Annotated in this window: 19 protein-coding genes; 12 read left to right on the top strand and 7 right to left on the bottom strand. The window is 67.6% G+C overall.

Translation table 11 applies throughout. The annotated features are described in order from the left end of the window. Positions 1-12: 12 nt before the first annotated feature. The 5 genes from KF708C_RS15500 to KF708C_RS15520 all read right to left on the bottom strand — a co-directional run bounded on the left by KF708C_RS15500 (position 13) and on the right by KF708C_RS15520 (position 7,571). On the bottom strand, positions 13-2,037 hold the full coding sequence (locus KF708C_RS15500; RefSeq protein WP_059412487.1) for an acetyl/propionyl/methylcrotonyl-CoA carboxylase subunit alpha: 2,025 nt from the start codon (positions 2,035-2,037) through the stop codon (positions 13-15). 40 nt (positions 2,038-2,077) lie between these two features. Next, positions 2,078-2,863 (bottom strand): enoyl-CoA hydratase/isomerase family protein, encoded by a 786-nt coding sequence (locus KF708C_RS15505; RefSeq protein WP_059412488.1) that lies wholly within the window; start codon positions 2,861-2,863, stop codon positions 2,078-2,080. Between the two features lie 44 nt (positions 2,864-2,907). After that, a complete protein-coding gene (locus KF708C_RS15510; protein WP_020201839.1) occupies positions 2,908-4,515 on the bottom strand; it encodes a carboxyl transferase domain-containing protein in 1,608 nt (535 codons plus the stop codon). A 43-nt stretch (positions 4,516-4,558) separates the two neighbouring features. Further along, positions 4,559-5,740: an isovaleryl-CoA dehydrogenase gene (locus tag KF708C_RS15515; RefSeq protein ID WP_059412489.1), complete on the bottom strand. Its 1,182-nt coding sequence runs from the start codon at positions 5,738-5,740 to the stop codon at positions 4,559-4,561. Between the two features lie 106 nt (positions 5,741-5,846). Beyond that, on the bottom strand, positions 5,847-7,571 hold the full coding sequence (locus KF708C_RS15520) for an AMP-binding protein (protein WP_059412490.1): 1,725 nt from the start codon (positions 7,569-7,571) through the stop codon (positions 5,847-5,849). Between the two features lie 325 nt (positions 7,572-7,896). Here KF708C_RS15520 and KF708C_RS15525 point away from each other — a divergent pair, with 325 nt between their 5' ends. The 3 genes from KF708C_RS15525 to KF708C_RS15535 all read left to right on the top strand — a co-directional run bounded on the left by KF708C_RS15525 (position 7,897) and on the right by KF708C_RS15535 (position 12,539). Continuing rightward, positions 7,897-8,616, top strand: a complete 720-nt coding sequence (locus KF708C_RS15525) for a TetR/AcrR family transcriptional regulator (protein WP_059412491.1) — start codon at positions 7,897-7,899, stop codon at positions 8,614-8,616. A gap of 333 nt (positions 8,617-8,949) precedes the next feature. After that, positions 8,950-9,744, top strand: coding sequence for a substrate-binding periplasmic protein (locus tag KF708C_RS15530; RefSeq protein ID WP_020205225.1), 795 nt, complete (start codon positions 8,950-8,952; stop codon positions 9,742-9,744). After that, positions 9,741-12,539: a bifunctional diguanylate cyclase/phosphodiesterase gene (locus KF708C_RS15535; protein WP_059412492.1), complete on the top strand. Its 2,799-nt coding sequence runs from the start codon at positions 9,741-9,743 to the stop codon at positions 12,537-12,539. The genes KF708C_RS15530 and KF708C_RS15535 overlap by 4 nt, the downstream gene beginning before the upstream one ends. Before the next feature lie 131 nt (positions 12,540-12,670). Here KF708C_RS15535 and KF708C_RS15540 read toward each other — a convergent pair whose 3' ends face one another. Further along, positions 12,671-13,030, bottom strand: coding sequence for a hypothetical protein (locus tag KF708C_RS15540; RefSeq protein WP_020205223.1), 360 nt, complete (start codon positions 13,028-13,030; stop codon positions 12,671-12,673). 686 nt (positions 13,031-13,716) lie between these two features. Between KF708C_RS15540 and KF708C_RS15545 the strand changes: the two genes are divergently transcribed. The 7 genes from KF708C_RS15545 to KF708C_RS15575 all read left to right on the top strand — a co-directional run bounded on the left by KF708C_RS15545 (position 13,717) and on the right by KF708C_RS15575 (position 21,435). Next, entirely contained in the window at positions 13,717-14,817 is a 1,101-nt protein-coding gene (locus KF708C_RS15545) for an ABC transporter ATP-binding protein (protein ID WP_059412493.1), read from the top strand. A 60-nt stretch (positions 14,818-14,877) separates the two neighbouring features. Beyond that, the gene (locus KF708C_RS15550) at positions 14,878-15,945 is read left to right on the top strand and encodes an ABC transporter substrate-binding protein (protein ID WP_059412494.1); all 1,068 of its coding nucleotides are present in this window, start codon (positions 14,878-14,880) and stop codon (positions 15,943-15,945) included. 59 nt (positions 15,946-16,004) lie between these two features. Further along, on the top strand, positions 16,005-17,348 hold the full coding sequence (locus KF708C_RS15555; RefSeq protein ID WP_156173836.1) for an LLM class flavin-dependent oxidoreductase: 1,344 nt from the start codon (positions 16,005-16,007) through the stop codon (positions 17,346-17,348). A 39-nt stretch (positions 17,349-17,387) separates the two neighbouring features. Next, positions 17,388-19,160 carry an ABC transporter permease subunit gene (locus tag KF708C_RS15560; RefSeq protein WP_043367086.1) on the top strand — a complete coding sequence of 591 codons (1,773 nt, stop codon included), beginning with the start codon at positions 17,388-17,390 and terminating at the stop codon, positions 19,158-19,160. 49 nt (positions 19,161-19,209) lie between these two features. Continuing rightward, positions 19,210-19,935, top strand: coding sequence for a class II aldolase and adducin N-terminal domain-containing protein (locus KF708C_RS15565; protein WP_059412495.1), 726 nt, complete (start codon positions 19,210-19,212; stop codon positions 19,933-19,935). Continuing rightward, a complete protein-coding gene (locus KF708C_RS15570) occupies positions 19,925-20,446 on the top strand; it encodes a flavin reductase (RefSeq protein ID WP_059412496.1) in 522 nt (173 codons plus the stop codon). Before KF708C_RS15565 ends, KF708C_RS15570 begins: the two co-directional genes overlap by 11 nt. 71 nt (positions 20,447-20,517) lie before the next feature. Beyond that, complete coding sequence (locus KF708C_RS15575; protein WP_059412497.1) at positions 20,518-21,435, top strand: 2-hydroxyacid dehydrogenase; 918 nt, start codon at positions 20,518-20,520, stop codon at positions 21,433-21,435. Between the two features lie 36 nt (positions 21,436-21,471). On the opposite strand, the gene KF708C_RS15580 is transcribed toward KF708C_RS15575, so the two are convergent. After that, positions 21,472-22,389: a LysR family transcriptional regulator gene (locus KF708C_RS15580; protein WP_020205215.1), complete on the bottom strand. Its 918-nt coding sequence runs from the start codon at positions 22,387-22,389 to the stop codon at positions 21,472-21,474. A gap of 204 nt (positions 22,390-22,593) precedes the next feature. Here KF708C_RS15580 and KF708C_RS15585 point away from each other — a divergent pair, with 204 nt between their 5' ends. Next, entirely contained in the window at positions 22,594-23,943 is a 1,350-nt protein-coding gene (locus tag KF708C_RS15585) for a flavin-containing monooxygenase (RefSeq protein WP_059412498.1), read from the top strand. After that, on the top strand, positions 23,943-24,383 hold the full coding sequence (locus KF708C_RS15590; RefSeq protein WP_059412499.1) for a RidA family protein: 441 nt from the start codon (positions 23,943-23,945) through the stop codon (positions 24,381-24,383). Before KF708C_RS15585 ends, KF708C_RS15590 begins: the two co-directional genes overlap by 1 nt.

The raw sequence follows: 24,383 nt of genomic DNA on the forward strand, positions 1-24,383 counted from the left end.
CCGGGCAAGGCGTCAGGCCGGCGCGTCTTCCAGCGTGACCAGCTGCGCGCCGTCCTGCACCTGGTCGCCCACCGCGTACAGCACTTCCTGCACCACGCCGTCGGCGGGCGCGGTCAGCGTGTGCTCCATCTTCATGGCTTCCATCACGATGAGCGGGTCGCCCTTGCCGATCACGGCGCCGGCCTTGACCATCACCGCGATGATGCGGCCCGGCATCGGCGCCACCAGCTTGCCGCCCTCGGCATCGGCGCCGGCCGCGTGCGCGAGCGGGTCGATCACCTCCAGCCGGGTTTGCCGGTCGCCGCTGAACACATGGATGGCATCGCCGTCGAGATGGGTGCTGCCCTTGACCGTGCGCTCGCCAAGGTCGAGCGCATGGCCGTCGCCGGCGCTGGCCGCGCGGAAGGGCACGGTCTGCCCGTTCACGCTCAGCCATTGCCGCGCGCCGTCGTCGCGCAGGCTGGCCTCGGTCTCGCCCTCGGCCGTGCGCAGGCGGAAGCGGCGCGTGGCCTCGCCGTTCAGGCGCCAGGCGCCGCCGTGTCGCCACGGCGAATGCGCGTCGGCCGGGTCCACGCGGCGCGCGCGCGCCTGCGCGTCGAGCAGCGCCGCCACCGCCAGCGCGATGGCGTCGATGCCCTCCGGCCCGGCGGGCGGGAACAGCGCCGCGTGGTTGCGCTCGATCAGGCCGGTGTCGAGGTCCGCCGTGGCGAACGCCGGCGAGGCCACCAGCCGCTGCAGGAAGGCGATATTGGTGGACAGGCCCACCACGTGGTACTGCGCCAGCGCCTGCGCCATGCGCGCCAGCGCTTCCTCGCGGTCGCGGCCCCACACGATCAGCTTGGCGATCATGGGGTCGTAGAAGGGGCTGATGGTGTCGCCCTCGCGCACGCCGGAATCGATGCGCGCGCCGGCCGGGCCGCCGCGGTCCTGGCCCAGCTCGAACTGCACCGCCGCCGGCGTGCGCAGGTAGCGCAGCGTGCCGGTGGACGGCAGGAAGCCCTTGTCCGGGTTCTCGGCGTACACGCGCGCCTCCAGCGCGTGGCCGTGGATGCGCAACTGGTCCTGCCTCAGCGGCAGCGGCTCGCCGGCGGCCACGCGCAACTGCCACTCCACCAGGTCCTGCCCGGTGATCATCTCGGTCACGGGATGTTCCACCTGCAGGCGCGTGTTCATCTCCATGAAGTAGAACGAGCCGTCCTGGTTGGCGATGAACTCCACGGTGCCGGCGCCCACGTAGCCCACCGCCTGCGCCGCGGCCACGGCGGCGTCGCCCATTGCGCGCCGGCGCTCCTCGCTCATGCCCGGCGCCGGGGCTTCTTCCAGCACCTTCTGGTGGCGCCGCTGCACCGAGCAGTCGCGCTCGAACAGGTAGACGCAGTTGCCGTGCGTATCGGCGAACACCTGGATCTCGATATGGCGCGGGCGCGTCAGGTACTTCTCCACCAGCACCTTGTCGTCGCCGAAGCTGGCCGATGCCTCGCGCTTGACCGAGGCCAGCGCGGCCTCGAAGCCAGCGCCGGCCTCGACCACGCGCATGCCCTTGCCGCCGCCGCCGGCGCTGGCCTTGAGCAGCACCGGGTAGCCGATGCGGTCGGCCTCGCGGCGCAGCAGCGCGGCGTCCTGGTCCTCGCCGTGGTAGCCCGGCACCAGCGGCACCGCGGCCTTTTCCATCAGTTGCTTGGCCGCGCTCTTGCTGCCCATCGCGCGGATGCTCGATGCCGGCGGCCCGATGAAGACCAGCCCGGCGGCCGCGCAAGCCTCGGCAAAACCGTCGTTCTCGGACAGGAAGCCGTAGCCCGGGTGGATCGCCTGCGCGCCGGTGGCCAGGGCCACCGCGATGATGTGCTCGCCGCGCAGGTAGCTGTCGCGCGCGGCCGCGCCGCCGATGTGCACGGCTTCGTCGCACAGCGCCACGTGGCGCGCGCCGGCATCGGCGTCCGAGTAGACCGCCACCGTGCGGATGCCCAGGCGGCGGCAGGTGGCGGCCACGCGGCAGGCGATTTCGCCGCGGTTGGCGATCAGGATTTTGTTGAACATGCTGGTGGTCCTCTTGTCTTTTCCTTGCGTGCGGCGTGCCTCAGACCTTCCAGGCGGGCGCGCGCTTCTCCAGGAAGGACTTCACGCCTTCCCGCCCTTCGTCCGAAGCGCGGATCGCGGCAATGCGCTCCGCCGTCTGCGCCAGCAGGTCGTCGTCGACCGGCCGCCCGGCCACCTCCTGCACCAGCCGTTTGCTCTCGCGCACCGCGTTCGGGCTGTTGGCCGCCAGCGTGGCGGCCAGCTCGGCCACCTTGGCGTCCAGCGCGGCGGCGGCCACCACCTCGTGCACGAAGCCCAGCCGCAGCGCCTCGGCCGCGCCGAAGCGCTCGGCGGTGATGAAGTAGCGGCGCGAGGCCTGCTCGCCCAGCGCGCGGATCACGTAGGGGCTGATGGTGGCCGGCAGCAGGCCCAGGCGCGCCTCCGACAGGCAGAAGGTCACGCCCTCGGCCGCCACCGCGATGTCGCACGCCGCCACCAGCCCCACGCCGCCGGCGTAGGCGTCGCCGTGGATGCGCGCGATCACCGGCTTGGGGCAGGACCAGATGGTGTGCAGCATCTGCGCCAGCGTCAGCGCGTCGGAGCGGTTCTCGTCGTGCGAGTAGCCGGCCATCTTCTTCATCCAGTTCAGGTCGGCGCCGGCGCAGAAGGCCGGGCCGTTGCCGGCCAGCACGATGGCGCGCACCGAGGGCTCGCTGCCCAGCGCGCGGAAGGCGCCGGTCAGCTCGGCGATCACGGTTTCGTTGAAGGCGTTGCGCACGTCGGGCCGGTTCAGCGTGACGGTGGCCACGTGCTGCGCGGTGGTGACGGTGAGGGTGGTGAATTCCATTTCGGTGTCCTGTGGCGGTGCGTGGGCGTGGGCGGGGCAGGGCGTTACATGCGGAACACGCCGAACTTCATCTCGCCGATCGGCGCGTTGAGGCTGGCCGACAGGCCCAGGCCCAGCACCGTGCGCGTCTGCGCGGGGTCGATCACGCCGTCGTCCCACAGGCGCGCGCTGGCGTAGTAGGGATGGCCCTGGTGCTCGTACTGGTCGCGGATCGGCTGCTTGAACTTGTCTTCTTCCTCGGCGCTCCAGGCGCCGCCGCGGGCCTCGATGCCGTCGCGGCGCACCGTGGCCAGCACGCTGGCGGCCTGCTCGCCGCCCATCACCGAGATGCGCGCGTTCGGCCACATCCACAAGAAGCGCGGCGAATACGCGCGCCCGCACATGCCGTAGTTGCCCGCGCCGAACGAGCCGCCGATGATGACCGTGAACTTGGGCACCTGCGCCGTGGCCACCGCCGTCACCATCTTGGCGCCGTTGCGCGCGATGCCTTCGTTCTCGTACTTGCGGCCCACCATGAAGCCGGTGATGTTCTGCAGGAACACCAGCGGGATCTTGCGCTGGCAGCACAGCTCGATGAAGTGCGCGCCCTTGAGCGCCGACTCCGAGAACAGGATGCCGTTGTTGGCGATGATGCCGACCGGGTAGCCCCAGATCCGCGCGAAGCCGCACACCAGCGTGGTGCCGTAGCGCGCCTTGAACTCGTCGAAGTCGGAATCGTCCACGATGCGCGCGATGACCTCGCGCACGTCGTAGGGCTTGCGCGTGTCGGTGGGGATCACGCCGTACAGCTCCTCCACCGGGTAGCGCGGCGGCAGCGGCTCGTGCAGGCGGATCTGGTCCGGCTTGCGGCGGTTCAGGTGCTGCACGATATTGCGCGCCAGCGACAGCGCGTGCGCGTCGTTCTGCGCGAAGTAGTCCGCCACGCCGGACAGGCGCGTGTGCACGTCGGCGCCGCCCAGGTCCTCGGCGCTCACTTCCTCGCCGGTGGCCGCCTTCACCAGCGGCGGGCCGCCCAGGAAGATGGTGCCCTGGTTCTTGACGATGATGGACTCGTCGCTCATGGCCGGCACGTAGGCGCCGCCCGCCGTGCACGAGCCCATCACCACCGCGATCTGCGGGATGCCCTGCTTGGACAGGTTGGCCTGGTTGTAGAAGATGCGGCCGAAGTGGTCGCGGTCGGGGAACACGTCGTCCTGGTTGGGCAGGTTGGCGCCGCCCGAGTCCACCAGGTAGATGCAGGGCAGGTTGTTCTGCTCGGCGATCTCCTGCGCGCGCAGGTGCTTGCGCACGGTCAGCGGGTAATAGGTGCCGCCCTTGACGGTGGCGTCGTTGCAGACGATCACGCATTCCTGCCCGGCGATGCTGCCGATGCCGGTGATGATGCCCGCGCCCGGCGCGGCATCGTCGTACATATCGTAGGCCGCCAGCTGCGACAGCTCCAGGAACGGCGTGCCCGGGTCCAGCAGCTGCTGCACGCGCTCGCGCGGCAGCATCTTGCCGCGCGACAGATGCTTGGCGCGCGCGTCCTCGCCGCCGCCTTCGGCCAGTTTGGCGATCCTGGCCTTGAGGTCGTCGACCAGCGCCTGCATGGCGTCGGCATTGGCGCGGAACGATTCCGAGCGCGCATTGAGTTTGGTTTCGAGCGTGGGCATGGGTCTGGGTATCTCGTATCAGGGGTCGCGCTGGCGAGCGGCCTTACATCGTCTCGGCGTACAGTTCGCGCCCGATCAGCATGCGGCGGATTTCCGAGGTGCCCGCGCCGATCTCGTACAGCTTGGCGTCGCGCCACAGCCGGCCCACCGGGTATTCGTTGATGTAGCCGTTGCCGCCCAGGATCTGCACCGACTCGCCCGCCATCCACGTGGCCTTCTCCGCCGTGTACAGGATCACCGCCGCGCAGTCCTTGCGCACCTGCCGCACGTGCTCGCGGCCCAGCGCGTCGAGGTTCTTGCCCACCGTGTACAGGTAGCTGCGCGCCGCCTGCAGGGTGGTGTACATGTCCGCCACCTTGCCCTGGATCAGCTGGAACTCGCCGATGCTCTGGCCGAACTGCCTGCGGTCGTGGATGTAGGGCGTGACCACGTCCATGCACGCCTGCATGATGCCGACCGGCCCGCCCGAGAGCACCGCGCGTTCGTAGTCCAGCCCGCTCATCAGCACGCGCGCGCCGCCGTTCTCGGCGCCGAGGATGTTCTCCACCGGCACTTCCACGTCCTCGAACACCAGCTCGCCGGTGTGCGAGCCGCGCATGCCGAGCTTGTCCAGCTTCTGCGCCACCGAGAAGCCCTTCATGCCCTTCTCGACGATGAACGCGGTCATGCCGCGCGCGCCCAGGTCCGGCTCGGTCTTGGCGTAGACCACCAGCACGTCGCAGTCCGGGCCGTTGGTGATCCACATCTTGGTGCCGTTGAGCACGTAGCGGTCGCCCTTGAACTCGGCGCGCAGCTTCATGCTGACCACGTCGGAGCCGGCATTGGGCTCGCTCATGGCCAGCGCGCCGATCCAGTCGCCCGAGACCAGCTTGGGCAGGTACTTGGCTTTCTGCGCGGCGCTGCCGTTGCGGTGGATCTGGTTCACGCACAGGTTGGAGTGCGCGCCGTAGGACAGGCCGACCGAGGCCGAGGCGCGGCTGATTTCCTCCATCGCCACCATGTGGGCGAGGTAGCCCATGCTGGCGCCGCCGTATTCCTCGGCCACGGTGATGCCGAGCACGCCGAGGTCGCCCATCTTCTTCCAGGCGTCCATCGGGAACTGGTCGGTGCGGTCGATCTCGGCGGCGCGCGGGGCCAGCTCGGCCTGCGCCCAGTCGCGCACGCTCGCGCGCAGCATGTCGATGTCTTCGCCGAGGTGGAAGTTCAGGCCGGGGAGTTCTGTCATGTCGGTGCTCGTCGTCTTGTGGGAAGGGGCCGCCGGCAGCGGGCGGCCTTGCGTCGAATGGAAATGGGGGAAAGCGGCAATGCGGGCCGGGAATCAGGCGGCGGAATCAGGCCGTCCTGACCACGGCCAGCCCGAGTTCCTGCGTCATGCGCTCGCGCATCACGAACTTCTGCACCTTGCCGGTGATCGTCATCGGCATCTCGGCGACGAAGCGGATATAGCGCGGGATCTTGTAGTGCGCGATCTGGTCGCGGCAGAACGCGCGGATGTCGTCTTCCGTGGCGCTCTCGCCCGGCTTGAGCACGATCCACGCGCACACTTCCTCGCCGTACTTCGGGTCCGGCACGCCGAACACCTGCACGGCCTGCACCTTGGGGTGGCGGAACAGGAATTCCTCGATCTCGCGCGGGTAGATGTTCTCGCCGCCGCGGATCAGCATGTCCTTCACGCGGCCGACGATGTTGCAGTAGCCTTCCTCGTCGAGGGTGGCGAGGTCGCCGGTATGCATCCAGCCGTCGCGGATCGCCTCGCGCGTGCGCGGCTCGTCGTCCCAGTAGCCCTGCATCACGGAATAGCCGCGCGTGCACAGCTCGCCCGTCTCGCCCACCGGCACGATGCCGCCGGCGCCGTCCACGATCTTCACTTCGAGGTGCGGCTGCACGCGGCCCACCGTGGTCACGCGCTTTTCCAGCGGGTCCGTGGTGGCGCTCTGGAACGACACCGGGCTGGTCTCCGTCATGCCGTAGGCGATCGTCACCTCTGCCATGTGCATCTGCGCGATCACGCGCTTCATGGTCTCGATGGGGCAGGGCGAGCCCGCCATGATGCCGGTGCGCAGCGTGGAGAAATCGTACCTGGCAAAGTCGGGGTGGTCGAGCTGCGCGATGAACATGGTCGGCACGCCGTGCAGCGCGGTGCAGCGTTCCTCGCTCACCGCGGCCATCGTCGCCACCGGGTCGAACGCCTCGCCCGGGAACACCATGCAGGCGCCCGTGGAGACGCAGGCCAGCACCGCCAGCACCATGCCGAAGCAGTGATAGAACGGCACCGGGATGCACAGCTTGTCCTGCTCGGAGAAGCGCATCGCCATCGCGATGAAGCGCGCGTTGTTGACGATGTTCCGGTGCGTCAGCGTGGCGCCCTTGGGCGCGCCGGTGGTGCCGCTGGTGAACTGGATGTTGATGGGGTCGTAGCGGTCCAGCGAGGCGCTGATGGCGTCCAGCTCGCCCTTGATGGCATGCGTGCCATGCGCGAGCAGCGCATCGTAGTTGAGCATGCCCGGCGTGCGCTCCGCGCCCATGCGGATCACCCAGCGCAGCGCCGGCAGGCGCGCGGCCTGCAGGTGGCCGGGCTCGCTCGTGGCCAGCTCCGGCGCCAGCGTCTGCAGCATCTCCAGGTAGCGCGAGGTCTTGAACGACTCCGCCGCGACGATGGCCTTGCAGCCGACCTTGTTGAGCGCGTATTCCAGCTCCGACAGCCGGTACGCCGGGTTGATGTTGACCAGCACCAGCCCCAGGCGCGCGGTGGCGAACTGCGTCACCAGCCACTCCACCCGGTTCGGCGCCCAGATGCCGATGCGGTCGCCGCGCACCAGTCCCAGCAGGCGCAGGCCGCCGGCCATCGCGTCGACCACCTGCGAGAACTCCAGCCAGGTCCAGCGCACCCCCTGCTCGCGGAACACCACCGCCTCGCGGTCGGGGAAGCGCGCCACCGTCCCGGCCAGCAGCGCCGGCACCGTCAGCTCGGACAAGGGCGTGTCGGTCTCGCCCCGTACGTGGGACAGGCCCGCCACGGGCAATGTCGATGGGCCAGCCGCACCCTGCATGGTCATACTCGTCTCCAAAGCGCTGTCGCTATCTTGTCCGGATCCCGGTTTCCTGAGTCGGGCTCAACTTAGTTGAGTGCGGCTCAAGTTCCGGGCTGCGCATATTTTTGGGTTGCCAGGCCTGTTGTTTTCATGTTGGGCCAGCCGCGCTGACAGGAAAAGTACACGCTGCGCCCAAAAAATGCAACCTTGAGTTGAGTAAAGATCAATTACAATGCCGTGACACGCGCCAAGGCCCGCGCGGGCGGCCCGGCGGCGCCGTTTCTTGTTGCGTCGCAACATGCGCGCCGCACTATAATCAGCGCCTTCCGGCATGCGAGGTAACAGGTCGATGGACGACATCACGGTGCGGCGCCGCCTTCCCGCGGGCGCCAAGGCGGAACAGCGCATCCGCGACATTCTGCGCGTGAGCCGCGAAGTCTTCGCCGAGCTCGGCTACGAGCGCGCCACCACCACCGAGATCGCCCAGCGCCTGGGCATCTCCGAAGCCACCGTCTTCACCTATTTCCACGGCAAGCGCGAGCTCTGCGCGCGCGTGATCGAAGACTGGTACGACGAAATCATCGGCGTGGTGGAGGCGGGCCTGCCGCGCGGCCAGAGCACCAAGGCCCAGCTCGAGTTCTACGTGCGCACCCATCTGCGGCTGTTCCTGATCCAGGGCACCGGCCTGTGCGCGCTGGTGCTCTCCGAAGGCCGCGCCAAGGGGCCGGGGCTGGGCGAGGTGTTCGTGCCGCTGCAGCGCCGCTACACCGCGCCGCTGATGGACCTGCTGGCCCGCGCCCGCGAGAGCGGCGAGATCCGCGCCGACCTGCCCCTGAGCCTGCTGCGCTCGGCCATCCTCGGGCCGATGGAGCATATCCTGTGGGACGCCATCGCCCGCCAGCGGGAAGTGGACATCGAGCGGGACATCGAGCGCACCGCGCGCGACCTCGTCGCGCTGCTGTGGCCGGCGCTGCTGCCGCCGGACCTGGACACGGCGGCGCTGCGGGAGTTCTACGGCGAGGTCGGGGCGGCGCTGCGGCGCGCCGGCGGCACCCTGGGCCAGCCCTAGGCGCGGCTGTGGCGGCCCGCCGCCGCCATCGCGCCCGCGCGGCGCGCGGCGGCGGTGCTGTATGCATATCCAGTGGCGCGGCATGTGAAAGCCAGCAACAAAGAGCGGCGCCGGAACGCGCCCGGCCCTTCCCACGCGGACACCTGCATGAGAGCATGCAGGCTTTGCTGTCCATGCGGCCCCGGCGGGGTTTCGCCGGGGCCGGCCCGGCGCCATGCCGGGAAGCACATTTGAAGGACCACCGAGGTTCGCAGGGCCGGGGGATTCGCCCGGGTTCCGCCGCGGTCATAAGAAAGAACGATCGGTGCCAGATTTTTTTTGCGGGGTCAGACAGTGACAAGACACGGACTAGGCGGGCTACTTCTTGCGCTGTGCTGCCTGGGCAATGCCCAGGCAAGCGGTCCGGACTGCGCGCGGCCGTTTACGCTCGCGCTGCACGATCATGGCCTGCTCTATTCGCTCGACACCGATACCGGCATCGACAAGGACTTCGCCGACGAGATGATCCGGCGCAGCGGATGCCAGATCCGGGTCAGCCTGATGTCGCGCGCGCGCATCTGGAAACTGATCGAGTCCGGCGCGCTCGATTTCAGCCTGTCCGGCATCGCCAACGCCGAGCGCAACCAGTACGCCGCCTTCGCCTGGTACTTCAGCAACAAATACTATCTGCTGGTGCGCAAGGACGCCGGCATCCAGAAGCTGTCCGACTTCGCCTACAACGACCGCTTCCAGCTCGGCGTCATCCGCAGCTTCCGCTACAGCAGGTCCGCCAACCAGCTGGTGGACCGGCTCGCCGCCGCCAACCGCGTCAGCCAGGCCGGCGGCCTCGAGCCGCTCTACGAGGCGCTGGCGCGCCGGCGCATCCAGGGCATGATCATCGAACCGTTCGACTATCCGGCGCTCGACGCCAAGCACATCCGCGACGTCACCTCGGTGGTCGAGTTCAACGACCCGCCCGTGCTGCATGGCCTGATCATGTCGAAGAAGGCGCTGCCGCCGGCCGAGCAGGAGAAATGGCGCGCGCTGGTCGACGACATGCGCGCCGACGGCACCGTGCGCCGGATCTTCGCCAAGTATTTCAAATCCGACATGGTCGACGCCATGACCGAATTCAAGTCGCCGCTGTGAGCGCAGTCCGCCTTATCCTGCTGCCCTTGCTGATCCTGGCCGCCGGGCTCGGCGTGACCTGGGCGGTGTGGGACCACGACCAGCAGGCCTCCCGCCATGAAGTGCGCAGCCAGTTCAACTTCGCGCTGGGCGACGCCGTCGGCCGCATCGAGCAGCGCATGGCCACCTACGAGCAGATGCTGCGCGGCGTGCACGGCATGTTCGCCGTGAGCGGCACGCTGGACCGCGACCAGTTCCACGACTACCTCAAGGCCATCAACCTCGACGCCAACCTGTCCGGCGTGCAGGCGGTCGGCGTGGTCAAGTGGGTGCCGGCCGCAGACAAGGACGCCCACGTCGCCGCGCTCGGCGGCACCGGCGTGGCCGGCTACGGCATCCATCCCGGCGGCCGGCGCGAGGCCTACGCCCCCATCGTCCAGCGCGAGCCGCCCGCCGACGGCGATCCCCCCGTGCTCGGCTTCGACACGTGGTTCAACCCGGAGCGCCGGCTCGCCCTGCAGCGCTCGCGCGACTCGGGCTCGGCGATCGTCTCCGGCAAGGTCCAGCTGGCCGTGGACACCCGCGGCGACGAGGAACCCGGCTTCGTCATGTACCTGCCGGTGTACCGCCGCGGCCTGCCGCAGGAAACCGCGGCGCAGCGGCGCGACAGCCTGGTCGGCTGGGTCTACGCCTCGTTCCGCATGCGCGAGGTCATCGCCAGCCTCTACGGCGAGCAGCCGCCCGGGATCTCGCTGGCGCTCTACGACGGCGTGGAGCCGTCGGCGACGGCGCTGCTCTACCGCTCGCCCGAGGCCGGCGGCAGCAGCACGGACGCCGTGCTCTCCGCCAACGAATACCTGGTGGTGGGCGGGCACGACTGGATGCTCTCCATGACCGCCCACAAGGCCTTCGAAGAGCGCTTCGGGCGCAACTCGCAGGCGGTGATCGCCTGGACCGGCACGGGCCTGAGCCTGCTGCTCGCGCTGCTGGCCTGGGCGATGGCCAGCGGCCGCAGCCGCGCCATGCGGCTGGCTTCGCTGATGACCCGCGAACTGCGCGAAAGCGAAGAGAAGTTCCGCGCGCTGGCCGACTGCACCGTCAACCTGGAGGTCTGGTGGGGGCTGGGCGGCCGGCCGCGCTGGATCAATCCCTCCGTCAAGGAATACACCGGCTACACCGTGGAAGAATGCATGGCGATGCGCGACCTCGCCGGCACGCTGATCCACCCCGAGGACATGCCGCGCGTGGCGCCCGAGCTGCTCAAGGGCCAGCACGGCCTGCGCGGCAACAACCTGGAATTCCGCTGCCTGCGCAAGGACGGCTCGGTGCTGTGGCTGTCCGTCTCCTGGGGCCCGATCCACGACGCGCGCGGCGTGTTCACCGGCTTTCGCATCAGCGGGCGCGACATCACCGAGCGCAAGCTGCTCGACGCCGAGCGCAAGATCGCCGAGGACAAGATCCGCGAGCTGGCCTTCTTCGACGCGCTCACGCGCCTGCCCAACCGCACCCTGCTGGCCGACCGCCTCAAGCAGGCCATCGCGGTCAGCGCGCAGAGCGGCGCCTCCGGCGCGCTGCTGTTCATCGACGTCGACAACTTCAAGACCCTCAACGACACGCTCGGCCACGACAAGGGCGACCTGCTGCTGCAGCAGGTCGCGCAGCGCCTGTCCGCCAGCGTGCGCGAAGGCGACACGGTGGCGCGCGTGGGCGGCGACGAATTCGTCGTGGTGCTCGGCAACCTCAGCGGCAACCGGCAACTCGCGGCCAGCGAGACCGAGGCCGTCGGCGAGAAGATACGCACCATCCTCGGCAAGATCTACCATCTCGACGGCGTGGAATACCGCAGCACCGCCAGCATCGGCGTGACGGTGTTCAACGGCCACCATGCCTCCATCGACGAGCTGCTCAAGCAGGCCGACCTCGCCATGTACAAGTCGAAGGAGCGCGGGCGCAACGCCATGCGCTTCTTCGATCCAGCCATGCAGACCGTGGTGGTGGCGCGCGCCGCGCTCGAAGCCGGCCTGCGCAAGGCCGTCGACGAAGACCTGCTGCTGCTGCACTACCAGGCGCAGGTCACGGTCGACAACCGCATCACCGGCGCGGAAGCGCTGGTGCGCTGGCAGCATCCCGAGCGCGGCATCATCTTCCCCGCCGAATTCGTTCCGCTGGCCGAGGAAGCCGGGCTGATCCACGCGCTCGGGGACCGCGTCCTGCGCGCCGCCTGCCTGCAGCTGGCGCGCTGGTCGGTCCAGCCCGACCTCGCTCACCTCACCATCGCCGTCAACGTCAGCGTCCACCAGTTCCGCGAGCCGGACTTCGTCGCGCGCGTGCTGGCCGTGATCGGCGAGACCGGCGCCGACCCGCGCCGGCTCAAGCTCGAACTCACCGAAAGCGTGCTGGTGGACAACGTGGAAGACATCGCCGAGAAAATGCACGCGCTCAAGGACTCCGGCGTGGTGTTCTCGCTCGACGATTTCGGCATCGGCTACTCCTCGCTCTCCTACCTCAAGCGCCTGCCGCTCGACCAGCTCAAGATCGACCGCTCCTTCGTGCGCGACATCCTCGTCGACCCCAACGATGCCGCCATCGCCAAGACCATCGTCGCGCTCGGCAAGAGCCTGGCCCTGGAGGTGATCGCCGAAGGCGTCGAGACCGCCGCCCAGCGCGATTTCCTCGCCGACGCCGGATGCCACGCCTACCAGGGCTACTTCTTCTGCCACCCCGTGCAGGTGGAAGGCTTCGAAGCGTTCGTGCGCCGCTTCAGCCAGCGGCACCGCCAGGCGGCGGCGCCCGCAAGAGAGCAGGTGGACGGCTGATTGCGTGCCAGGGCGCGCTTCGTTCCCGATGCATCAATCCCCGTAGACGCGCTGCGGCACGAGCCAGCGGCCGGCGCGGCGCGCTGTCGATGACGGGCTTGTCCGCGCCAACGGCGCCGGAAGGCGCTGCCTCAGCGCGGCGCCGAACAGGCCGTCCCGGAGCCCGGGCGGCAGCCGGCATCGCACACCACCGCGCCCGAACTGTCCAGGCTCGCGCCGCCGCCCGCCGTGCTGGAACACATCACGTTCCCCTTCATGTCCACCGCGCAGCGGCCCACGCCGCAGCGCGCGTCACCTTCCCGGTCCAGCGCGATCCCGCCGCCATCCCTGGCGCAGCGGACCTCGCCCGAGCGCGTCATCATGCAGGCGCTGTTGCCGGGGCAATTGACCGCGCCCCGGAAATCCGGCGCGCAGTTGGCGGCCAGCGCCGCCTGCGCGGCGGCGGCAAGTGCCAGGGTAAGTAACAGTTTCTTGGTCAGCGCGACTGCCATTTTGTGATTCCCCTCGATGCTTTTGTTTTTCTGGCTCTGGGCCCGGTTCGGGCCGGGGGCATTGTACTGGGGTTGGGCAAGCGCGGACCTCCCGCTTCCGGGTTTCTCCCCGGTGGCCCCCTCTAAAGGGGTATGCCGGACGCGGGGCCGGAAATGCCGGAAATGGCCGGAGCACGCCCGGCGCGAGGCCGCGCAGGCCATGCATCGACGCCCCCCGGGCAGGTGAAAGGCCGCCGGAATACCGGGATCGCGGTGGATGCGGACCGCAGGCGCCCGGGCGCGCAATGGCCCTCACATCGACGGCGGCTCGTGGTCTTCCCGGGCGCCGGCTGCGCTTCTGTGGCGGACAGGCCAAAAAGATCGGGAAAAGTTGACGCGATTCCTGTAGCACCGCTGCAGTGCCGGCGCGCCCGGCATGCGTGCACGGTACCGCTCCGCGCACCCAAAACGATCGCTTTTCCCGGCTCTGGCGCGGCCCCATGCCCCTTCTTTGCGCTTATTTCTCCATGCCGGGGAGACGCGGAAACACGCCTGTCGGTATGCATAGGAGTTTGCTATGCAGTGCATTCGAAAATATTTATTTTCCTTTAATTGGGCGGTGTTAGATTTCACCGGCGCCTGCAAGCCGAGGCGAGTCCATCACCGAATTCGCATCCGGACACCCGTCGATTCAAGGAGTGTTTTTCATGGCAGATACCGCCACCAAGATCAATGACGTCGCAAGGACTTCTGCCATGCCGCGCGACATCAAGATGCGCGCGCTCCGGCTGTCGAAGCGTTACGGCGGCACCACGGCCCTGCACCCCGTCGATCTCGATGTGCGTACCGGCGAGCTGCTGACGCTGCTGGGCCCCTCCGGGTCGGGGAAGACCACCTTGCTGCAGATCATCTGCGGGCTGGTCGAACCCAGCTCGGGCGAGCTGTTCATCGATGGCGTCGACCGCACCCATGCGCCTTCGCACCAGCGCGATGTGGGCGTGGTGTTCCAGAACTATGCCTTGTTCCCGCATCTCTCCGTGTACGAGAACATTGCCTTCCCGCTGCAAATGCGCCGGGTGGACCGCGACGCCATCCGCGCCAAGGTGATGCGCGTGCTCGAGATGGTGGGGCTGGGCAGTTTCTCGGCGCGTTTCCCGCGCGAACTCTCCGGCGGCCAGCAGCAGCGCGTGGCGCTGGCACGCTGTCTGGTGTACCAGCCGTCGCTGGTGCTGATGGACGAATCGCTGTCGGCGCTGGACCGCAAGCTGCGTGAAAGCATGCAGGTGGAGATCAAGCGCATCCACCGCGAGACCGGCACCACCATCATTTTCGTGACGCACGACCAGGAAGAGGCGCTGGCGCTGTCGGACCGGGTCTGCCTGATGAATGCCGGGCGAATCGAGCAGATCGGCACGCCCGCCGAAATCTACGAGCAGCCGCAAAGCACCTTCGCCGCCGACTTCATCGGCATCTCCAACAAGATCAGGGGCCGCGTCGCCGGCGACGGCTGGCTCTCGAGCGTCGACGGCAGGATCCCGGTGCCGGCGGCCGACAGCGCGCGCGCGCTGTCGGCCGAGGCGACCATCAGCATCCGCCCCGAGTACATCGAGCTGGTGGAGCAGGGCGGCTACGTCGATGGGGAAGTCATCGAGCAGATCTACGCCGGCTCCGAGACCCGCCTGCTGGTGAAGCTTGGCAGCGGCACCGTGATGACCGTGCGCCAGGCCGCCGGCAGCCGCGCGCGCCACGTCGGCGCGACCGTCTCGCTGCAATGGCGCGAGAGCCATTCGCGCCTGCTCGAAAAATGAAAGTCGTCTCAAAGGGGAGTGCCTTGATCCATCCTGCTCGTCAACTATCTGGGGCCTGAAATGAACAAGAAATTGAATAGTCGCCGCGAATTCATCAAGACCGCCGCCGTCACGGGCGCCGTCGCCGCCGCCCCCATGCTGTGGCTGCCGCGTGCCTCCGCCGCCGAAGCCCTGACCGTCGCCGACAACGGCGGCGCGCTTGGCCCGGCCATGCGCAAGGCCTTCTACGACCCGTTCGAGAAGGAAACCGGCATCCGCGTCATCAACGTCGCCCACGAATCCGATCCCGTGACGCAGTTCAAGCTGGTGGTCGACTCCGGCTCCGGCATCTGGGACGTGGCGATGGTCACCCCCGACAACGTGCTGCGCCTGACCAGCGCCAAGAACTACGTCGCGCCGCTCGACAACGCGCCCGGCGACGGCAAGAACATCCTGCCCGGCATGCTCACCGCGAACTGGTTCGGCTTCTCGGTCTACGGCGTCGTCATGGGCTACCGCAGTGACAGGTTCCCCAAGGGCGGTCCGCAGAGCTGGCGCGATTTCTGGGACACCGCGCACTTTCCCGGACGCCGCGGCCTCTTCCGCTCGCCCAGCGGCACCCTCGAGCTGGCCCTGCTGGCCGATGGCGTGGCGCCCCAGGACCTCTATCCGCTCGACATCGACCGCGCGATGAAGTCGCTCAGCAAGATCCGCAAGTCGGTTTCGGTGTGGTGGTCCAACGGCGCGCAGAACACCCAGCTGCTGCAAAGCGGCGAGGTCGATCTCTCGGACACCTGGAACTCGCGCGCGCTGGCCGCCATCGCCTCGGGCGCCCCGGTGAAGATCGTCTGGCAGGGCACCTACAACGTCGACGGCTGGTCGATCGTGGCCGGCACCAAGAAGCTCAAGCAGGCACAGCAGTTCGTGCGTTTCTGCATGCGCGCGGACCGCCTCGCCGAATACGGCACCCTGTCCGGCAACGGCCCCACCAATACCGAATCGATCAAGCTGATCGACCAGAAGCGCGCCGAGCTGCTTACCACCTATCCCAAGAACCTCGAGGGACTGCGCCGTCGCGACACCGCCTGGTGGGGCAAGAACTACGACGTCGCCAACGAGCGGTTCCAGGAGTGGCTGATCCAGGGTTGATCCGGGCCCGACCCTGGCGGTCCGGCGAACAAGCAAGGCAGATTTGAAGGAGTGGTAACGTGAACGATCGACAAATACATCTGGGCCTGTTGACGCATCCTACCGGTGCGCATCCGGCCTCCTGGCTCAAATCCAGCGCGCCGCGCGACGCGGCCACCGACATCGATTACTACCGGCGGATCGCCGCCACGGCCGAGCAGGGGCTGTTCGACCTCTTCTTCATCGCGGACACGCCCGCTGCCCGCACCGAGAAGCTGCATATCCATTGCCGCAACCCGGAGTTCATGAACCGCTTCGAGCCGATCACGCTGCTGTCGGCCCTGGCCGGCTCGACGCAGCATATCGGCCTGGGCGCCACCGCCTCGACCAGCTTCTACGAGCCCTACAACATCGCCCGCCTGTTTGCTTCGCTGGACCATATCTCGCACGGCCGCGCGGGCTGGAACGTGGTGACGTCGGCCAACGACTATGCGGCGCGCAACTACGGGCTGGACAAGCTGCCGCCGCACGACGACCGCTACGTGCGGGCGCGCGAGTTCTACAAGGTGGTCGAAAGCCTGTGGGATACCTGGGAAGACGATGCCTTCGTCCAGGACAAGGAACAGTGCATCAACTTCGATCCCGGCAAGTTCCACATCACCGACCATTCCGGGAAATATTTCAAGGTCTACGGAGGCCTCAACATCCGCCGCACGCCGCAGGGGCGTCCGGTGATCATTCAGGCCGGTTCGTCGGAGGTGGGCAAGCAGTTCGCCGCCGAGACCGCCGAGGTCGTGTTCGCCTCGGACCCGACCCTGCCCCAGGCCAGGAAATTCTATGCCGACCTGAAGGGGCGCCTGCCGCAGTTCGGGCGCAGCGCCGATTCCCTGAAGATCCTGGCCGGACTCTCGGTGGTGGTGGGCGAGAGCCAGGCGGAAGCCGAAGACAAGTACCAGGAACTGCAGCGCATGATCCATCCGGACGTGGGCCGCATGCGCCTGGGCGCGGATCTCGAAGCCGACCTGACCAGCCTGCCGCTGGATGAGCCGGTGCCGGTGGAGATGATTCCGCAGAAGTCCAACTTCCACCAGGCTTATTTCAATCAGATCGCCGGCATGATCCGCGAGCAAAAGCTGACGCTGCGCCAGCTCTATTCCAGCTATGAACGTGGCAAGGTGACTCTGTGCGGCACCGCCGCGCAAGTGACCGACCACATGATGGAGTGGATGGAAAGCGGGGCGGCGGACGGCTTCATGCTGAGCTTCCACGTACTGCCCGACGACCTGCACAACTTCGTGGGCATGGTGGTGCCCGAGATGCAGCGCCGCGGCGTCTATCGCAAGGCCTACAGCGGCGCCACGCTGCGCGAGCACCTGGGGCTGGCGCGTCCCGTCAACCGGCATGTCGATGCCGTTACCGCATAAGGTGCAGCCTTGTCCATTGCCGAGCATCCGGGGCAACGCATGAAAGTGCCGACCGACGTAGTCCTCGACCGCACCGCCGCCCGCGCCAGACCCTGGCGTCCGGGGCCGTTGTGGCTGGCCCTGCCGGGCGGCCTGTTCCTGGCGATCTTCCTGCTGTTGCCGTCGTTCCGGATCTTTCCGCTGAGCCTGTTCGACAGCCAGGGGGCACTGTCGTTTGCCGCCTTTGCCCGTTTCTTCGGCCCCAGTGTCTACCGGCAGGTTTTGCTCAACACCTTTGCCACGGCCGTCGAGACCACCGCCATCTGCCTGCTGATCGGCTACCCGGTGGCGTACTGGCTGTCCAACCTGTCCAGGCGCTCGCAGCAGATCCTGTCGCTGTTCGTGCTGCTGTCGTTCTGGAGCAGCACGCTGGTGAAGAACTTTTCCTGGCTGATCCTGCTGGGGCGGGGCGGCTTCGTCGAGCGCATGGCGCAGGCCGCGGGCCTGGACTGGTCGCAGTTCCTGTTCAACCGCAACGTGGTGGTGTTCGCGATGTCGCACACCTTGCTGCCGCTGGCCGTGGTGACCATGCTGCCGGTGATGAACCAGATCGACCGCCGCCTGACCATGGCCGCGTCGACCCTCGGCGCCGATCGCGCCAATGTGTTCTGGCGCATCTTCTTCACGCAGTCGATCCGCGGCGTGGCCGCGGCCGGGCTGCTGGTGTTCATCAGCGCGCTCGGCTTCTTCGTCACCCCGTCCTTCCTGGGCAGCCCCAAGGAAATGATGCTGGGCCAGTTGATCATCGTGCAGATCAACGAGCTGCAGAACTGGCAGATGGGCAGCGCGCTGGCGGTGGTGCTCGTCATCACCGCGCTGGTGAGTTGCGTGGTCTACGACCTGGTGTTCGGCCTGTCGTCGCTGGCCGGCAGCGACAGCAAGCAATCCAGCTCGCGGCATCGCCACCTGCGCAGGTTCGGGCTGGGCCTGGTCTATGCGCTGGGCCGCGCGTCGGGCTGGATCGTGTCCGCGTACGACCGCCACGTCGCCCGCATGGTCAAGATCCCGCTGCTCCCGGTGTTTTCCTGCGTGGTGATTGCCATCCTGCTGCTCCCCATCCTGGCCATCGTGCCGATGTCGTTCACGGATGGGCAGTTCCTGACTTTCCCGCCGCAGGGCCTGAGCCTGAAGTGGTACGAGGTCTATCTTGAGTCGCCGCTCTGGATCAATGCCACGCTGCGATCCTTCGGCATCGGCTTCCTGGTGGCGATCGCGACCTGCATTCTGGGTTCGCTGGCGGCGCTGGGCATGGCGCGCTCGAGCGGCCGGGTGGCCGGCGGCATCTTCTTCCTGTTCCTGCTGCCGATGATCGTGCCGTCGATCGTGATCGCGATGGCGCTGTTCTACCTGTGCGCCCAGATCTCGCTGGTGGCGACCAATACCGGCATCGCCATCGGCCATATCGTCATCGCCATGCCGATGGTGTTCGTGATCCTGCTGACGACCTTCAAGGGGCACGACTGGTCCATCGATCAGGCGGCGGCCACGCTGGGCGCCAACCGCTTCCAGGTATTCATGCGCATCACGCTGCCTTCGGTGAAGAACGGCCTGGCGGCGGCCTTCGTGATCGGCTTCCTGACCTCCTTCGAAGAACTGACGATTGCCCTCTTCATGGGCGGCGGCGTCAAGTCGACCCTGCCCAAGCAGCTGTGGGACGACATCCTCCTGCAAGCCAATCCCACGCTCGCGGCGGCATCGTCGATCGTGCTGTTCGTGGTCGTGATGCTGTTCGCGGTGCTGCAACTGGTGCGGCCGCGGGCGCGGGCTGCTTGATCTGGTGCTCCCCCGACATGAGACGCACTGCAACCGGCAAGCAACAACAATGAACGAACATCAACTCCGCATCGACCTGGCCGCGTGCTTTCGGCTCTTTGCCCGCCTGGGCATGCATGAGGCCGTAGCCAACCATTTCAGCGCGGCCGTCTCGCCGGACGGCAAGCGCTTCCTGATGAACCGCAAGTGGCAGCATTTCTCGACCATCCGCGCCAGCGACCTGCTGCTGCTGGATGCCGACAGCCCGCCGCAGACTGCCGCCGCCGGCACCGTCGACCCGACCGCGTGGGCAATCCACGGCCAGCTGCACCGCCGCGCCCCGCATATCCGGGTGGCCCTGCATCTGCACCCGGTCTACGCCACCGCCATCTCGACCCTGGAAGACCCCGCCATCAAGCCCATCGAGCAGAACACGGCGCGCTACTTCAACCGGGTGGCCGTCGACGGCAACTTCGGCGGCATGGCCGATACCGAAGACGAAGGGGCACGGCTGATCGCGCAGCTGCAGGGAAAGTCGCGCCTGATGATGGGCAACCACGGCGTGCTGGTGACGGCGGCCAGCATCGGCGAAGCCTTCGACGACATGTACACGCTGGAGCGCGCCTGCCAGATCCTGGCCATCGCCTACGCCACCTGCCAGCCCCTGAAGGTGCTGTCGAACGAGGTGGCTGAAAAGACCGCGCAAGACTGGGAGGGCATCCGCGATTTCTCGGTGGCCCACTTCGAAGAGATGAAACGCATCCTGGATCGCGAGGACCCATCCTATGCTCACTGAAACCACAAGCCGCGCGCCCGCGCACAGGGCCGCCGCCACGCAGCAGGAGTTCCGCAACGCGATGGCGCGGATCGCCGCCACCGTGCACATCGTCACCACCGACGGGGAACACGGCTACGCGGGCTTCTCCGCCTCCGCGGTATGCAGCATCACCGATACTCCGCCGACGGTGCTGGTGTGCCTCAACCGCGGCTCGTCGGCCTATGCGACCACGGTGGGCAACGGCATCGTCTGCATCAATACCCTGGCCGCCGACCAGCAGGAGATGTCGGCCGCCTTCGCCGGAAAGACGCCCATGCCGGAGCGCTTCTCGCATGGAAGCTGGACCCGCTGCGAAGGGTATGCGCCGGCGCTGGACGGCGCGGCAATGTCCCTGCACTGCAAGATCATCGGCAGCTCCACCGTGGGTACGCACGATGTCCTGCTATGCGAGGTGCTGCACATCGACGACCGCGATATCGAGACCTGCCTGCTGTACTACCAGCGCCGATATCACGCGCTCTCGAGCTGAGGACTGGCCATACCGGCGCGGCGGCCCGAGACCGCCATGCATCCTGCCCATCCACCGCAAGCAACCAACGCATGACCGCACTCGTTTTCACCGACAAGGCCGCGCTGCACTATGCACCGGCCATCAGCCGGATTGCCCCGGAGCTGGACATCTGCACCCTGGACGACCCCGCGTCGGCACGCGCGGAAGTGGCCATCAGCTGGGCGCCGCCGGCCGAGAGCTATGCGCGGCTGCCGGGCCTGCGACTGATCCACAGCATCGGTGCCGGCGCCGATCGCATCATCTCGTCGGCATCGAACCTGCAGGTCCCGATCTGCCGCATCGTCGATGCAAGCCAGGCGCGGAGCATGGCGCAGTACGTGGTCTGGGGGGTGCTGAACCGCCATCGCGGGTTCGACGGCATCCGCGCCAATCAGCGCGCCGTCCAGTGGCAGCGCGTGCCCGGGCAGAGCGCCCCCGGCACGGTGGTGGGGATCATGGGCATGGGCCTGATGGGAAAGACCGTGGCGACACTGCTGCTGCAACTCGGCTTCACGGTGCGCGGCTGGTCGCGCCGGGGCACCGAGATGGCAGGCGTGCAAGGCTACGCGGAGGGGCAGCTGGACGAATTCCTGGCGGGCACCCAGATCCTGGTCTGTCTGCTGCCACTGACGCCGGCCACGCGGCAGATACTGTCGCGCGATCTGTTCGCCCGGCTGGCCGAGGACGCCTACGTGATCCACGTCGGCCGCGGCGACCAGCTGCATGTGGGCGACCTGCTGGCGGCGGTGGACGCCGGCCGGCTCGGCGGCGCCTTGCTGGATGTGTTCCCGGTCGAGCCGTTGCCGGCCGATGACGGCTTGTGGCGGCATGAAAAGATCATCGTCACGCCGCATGTCGCCGCGATATCGGATGCCGGCGTGGTGGCCACGCAGATAGTGGACAACGTACGGCGCCTGTCCGATGGCCAGCCCTTGCAACACCAGGTGCAGCATGCGCTGGGATATTGATCGCGCGCACGCGGCCGCGGCCATCCCGCGCGGCGGTCAGTCGATGCGCATCTTGCGGATGTGGCTTTCGCAGAATGCCGCCAGCCTGGTGACGATCTTGCGCGGCTTCATCGCCTGCGACTGGGCAATGCCGAGCGTGGTCGCCTTGACCTCTTCCTTGAAGCGCTTGACGACGAATTCGTCACCGCCCACGGTGCGTGTCGACTTGAGCGGGAAGTTGAGAATGCTGAAGCCGAGTCCGCAGGCCACCATGCCGCGCACGACTTCAGGCTGGGACGAGCGAAAGGCAGTGACCGGACGCCGGCCCAGGGTGTCGAAGAGGGAGGAGAAATACTCGCGGCTATGCGGCAAGTCGAGCATCACATAGGGCTCATCGAGCAAGGACGCCAGCGACACCTTGCGCGCGTTGGCGAAGCGATGGGTCCTGGGCAGGATGGCGTAGGGCGGCAGCGAGACCAGCGGCGTGAAATGGATGTCGTCGTCGATATCGAGGCTGTAGGTCAGGGCAATGTCGATGGAACCGTCGCGAAGGCCGCTCAACAGCGTGTCCTGATGGGCCTCGGTGGTCTGGATGGAGATCGACGGGTTCTCCGCCACGAAGCGGCTGATGATGCCGGGCATGAGCGGCGGCGCCAGCGACACCATGCAGCCCAGCGCGATCGAGCCGGTCATGCCTTCGTCCAGTTCGGCCGCCGCCAGTTGCAGTTCTTCGGCGTTCTTGAGCAGGTTGCGCGCGTTGCCCAGCAGATCCCGCCCCGACTGCGTCAGCGACAGGCCGCTGGCGTGATGGCGAATGAAGAGCTGGACGCCGATCGCCGCCTCGAGCTCGGCCAGCGCGGTCGAGATGGAGGGTTGGGAGATGTGCAGGCGCCTGGCCGCGCCCGTGAAGGAGAGTTCCTCGGCGGCCACCACGAAGTAGCGTAGCTGGCGCAGCGAATAGCGAAGTGGATTCATCTCGATGACGGATCTGGTTGGAGAACTGGAACGGAACAGACGGTTGACCGGTATTGAATAGCTTTTTTGGATTCAGATCGAATATTACATAGATTTCTGATCTACCCACGAATTTGCCCCCGAGCGGGGGGCACAGGCGGTTCCACGTCCCGTACCGGGACATCTGATGCTCATGAAATGCGTCATTTATCAAAGGAGGCAGCGATGTCTGCGCAAACAGAGTCAATCGATACGCTGATCATCGGCGCCGGCCAGGCAGGTATCGCCATGAGCGAGCATCTCACGCGGCTCAAGGTCCCGCACGTGATACTCGAGCGGGATCGTATCGCCGAGCGGTGGCGCAGCAGGCGCTGGGATTCGCTGGTCGCCAATGGCCCGGCCTGGCACGACCGCTTCCCCAACCTCGAGTTCGACAACGTGGACCCGGACGGCTTTGCCGCCAAGGAACAGGTGGCCGACTACTTCGAGCGATACGCGCGGCAGTTCGGCGCGCCCGTGCGCACCGGCGTCGAGGTCCTGGGCGTCGAGCGCCGCGACGGACAACCGGGCTTCGTGGTCGATACGAGCTCCGGGCGCTTTCATGCGCTCCGCGTCGTGGTGGCCACGGGCGCGTTCCAGCGCCCGGTGATCCCCGCCATCGCGCCCGTGGATGCGGGCCTGACGCAATTGCATTCGGCGTACTACAAGAATCCCGCGCAGCTGCCCGCCGGTGCGGTACTGGTGGTCGGCGCCGGTTCGTCGGGGGTACAGATCGCCGACGAACTGCATCGTTCGGGACGCGAGGTCTATCTCTCGGTCGGCGCGCATGACCGCCCGCCGCGCACCTATCGCGGCCGCGACTTTTGCTGGTGGCTGGGCGTGCTCGGCGAGTGGGACAAGGAAATCGCGGTGCCCGGCCGCGAACACGTGACCATTGCCGTCAGCGGCGCCTATGGCGGCCAGGCCATCGATTTTCGCCGGCTCGCGCACGGCGGCATGAAACTGGTCGGGCTGACCAAGGCCTTCGACAACGGCGTGGCCAGCTTCGAAGGCGACCTCGCCGCCAACCTTGCGCGTGGCGACCAGAGCCTGATGGCCATGCTGGACGCCGCCGACGCCTATGCGGCGCGCAACGGCCTGGACCTGCCGGAGGATCCGCAGGCACGCTACATCCCGCCCGACCCGGATTGCGTGCGCAACCCCATCGCCAGCCTGGACCTGGCCCAGGCCGGCGTGAAGACCATCATCTGGGCCACCGGCTATGCGGTCGACTACGACTGGCTGAAGGTGGATGCCTTCAACGAGCAAGGCAAGCCGCAACACCAGCGCGGCGTATCCAGCGAGCCCGGCGTCTATTTCCTGGGCCTGCCGTGGCTGTCCCGGCGCGGCTCATCGTTCATCTGGGGCGTGTGGCACGACGCCAAGCACGTCGGCGACCACATCGCCAACCAGCGCAAGTACCTCGCCTACGACGTCGCCCTGCGCGCCAGGGCGGCGCCGCGCCCGCGCGAGGTCGCCAGCACCACCATCGCCCCAGAGGCGCCATTGCAAACCACCTTCGCAGGAGCGAAATGATGCCGACGCACCATCGCATACGCATGTTCAACACCAAGGACACCTATCCCAATCAGGCGCTTGACAATGACCTGTGCCAGGCGGTGCGGGCCGGCAATACCGTCTATGTCCGCGGACAGATCGGCACCGATTTCGACGGCAATCTGGTCGGGCTGGGCGATCCGCGCGCGCAGGCCGAGCAGGCGATGAAGAATGTGAAGCAGCTGCTCGAGGAAGCCGGCAGCGACCTGAGCCACATCGTCAAGACCACCACCTACATCACCGACCCGCGCTACCGCGAGCCGGTCTACCAGGAAGTGGGGAAGTGGCTCAAGGGCGTGTTCCCGATCTCGACGGGCCTGTGCATCAGCGCCCTCGGCCAGCCGCAGTGGCTGATGGAGATCGACGTGATTGCCGTCATTCCCGAGAACTGGACGGCGAAGCCGGCGCAAGGAGCCTGA

It is taken from the genome of Cupriavidus basilensis, assembly GCF_000876015.1.
Classification (GTDB): domain Bacteria; phylum Pseudomonadota; class Gammaproteobacteria; order Burkholderiales; family Burkholderiaceae; genus Cupriavidus; species Cupriavidus basilensis_B.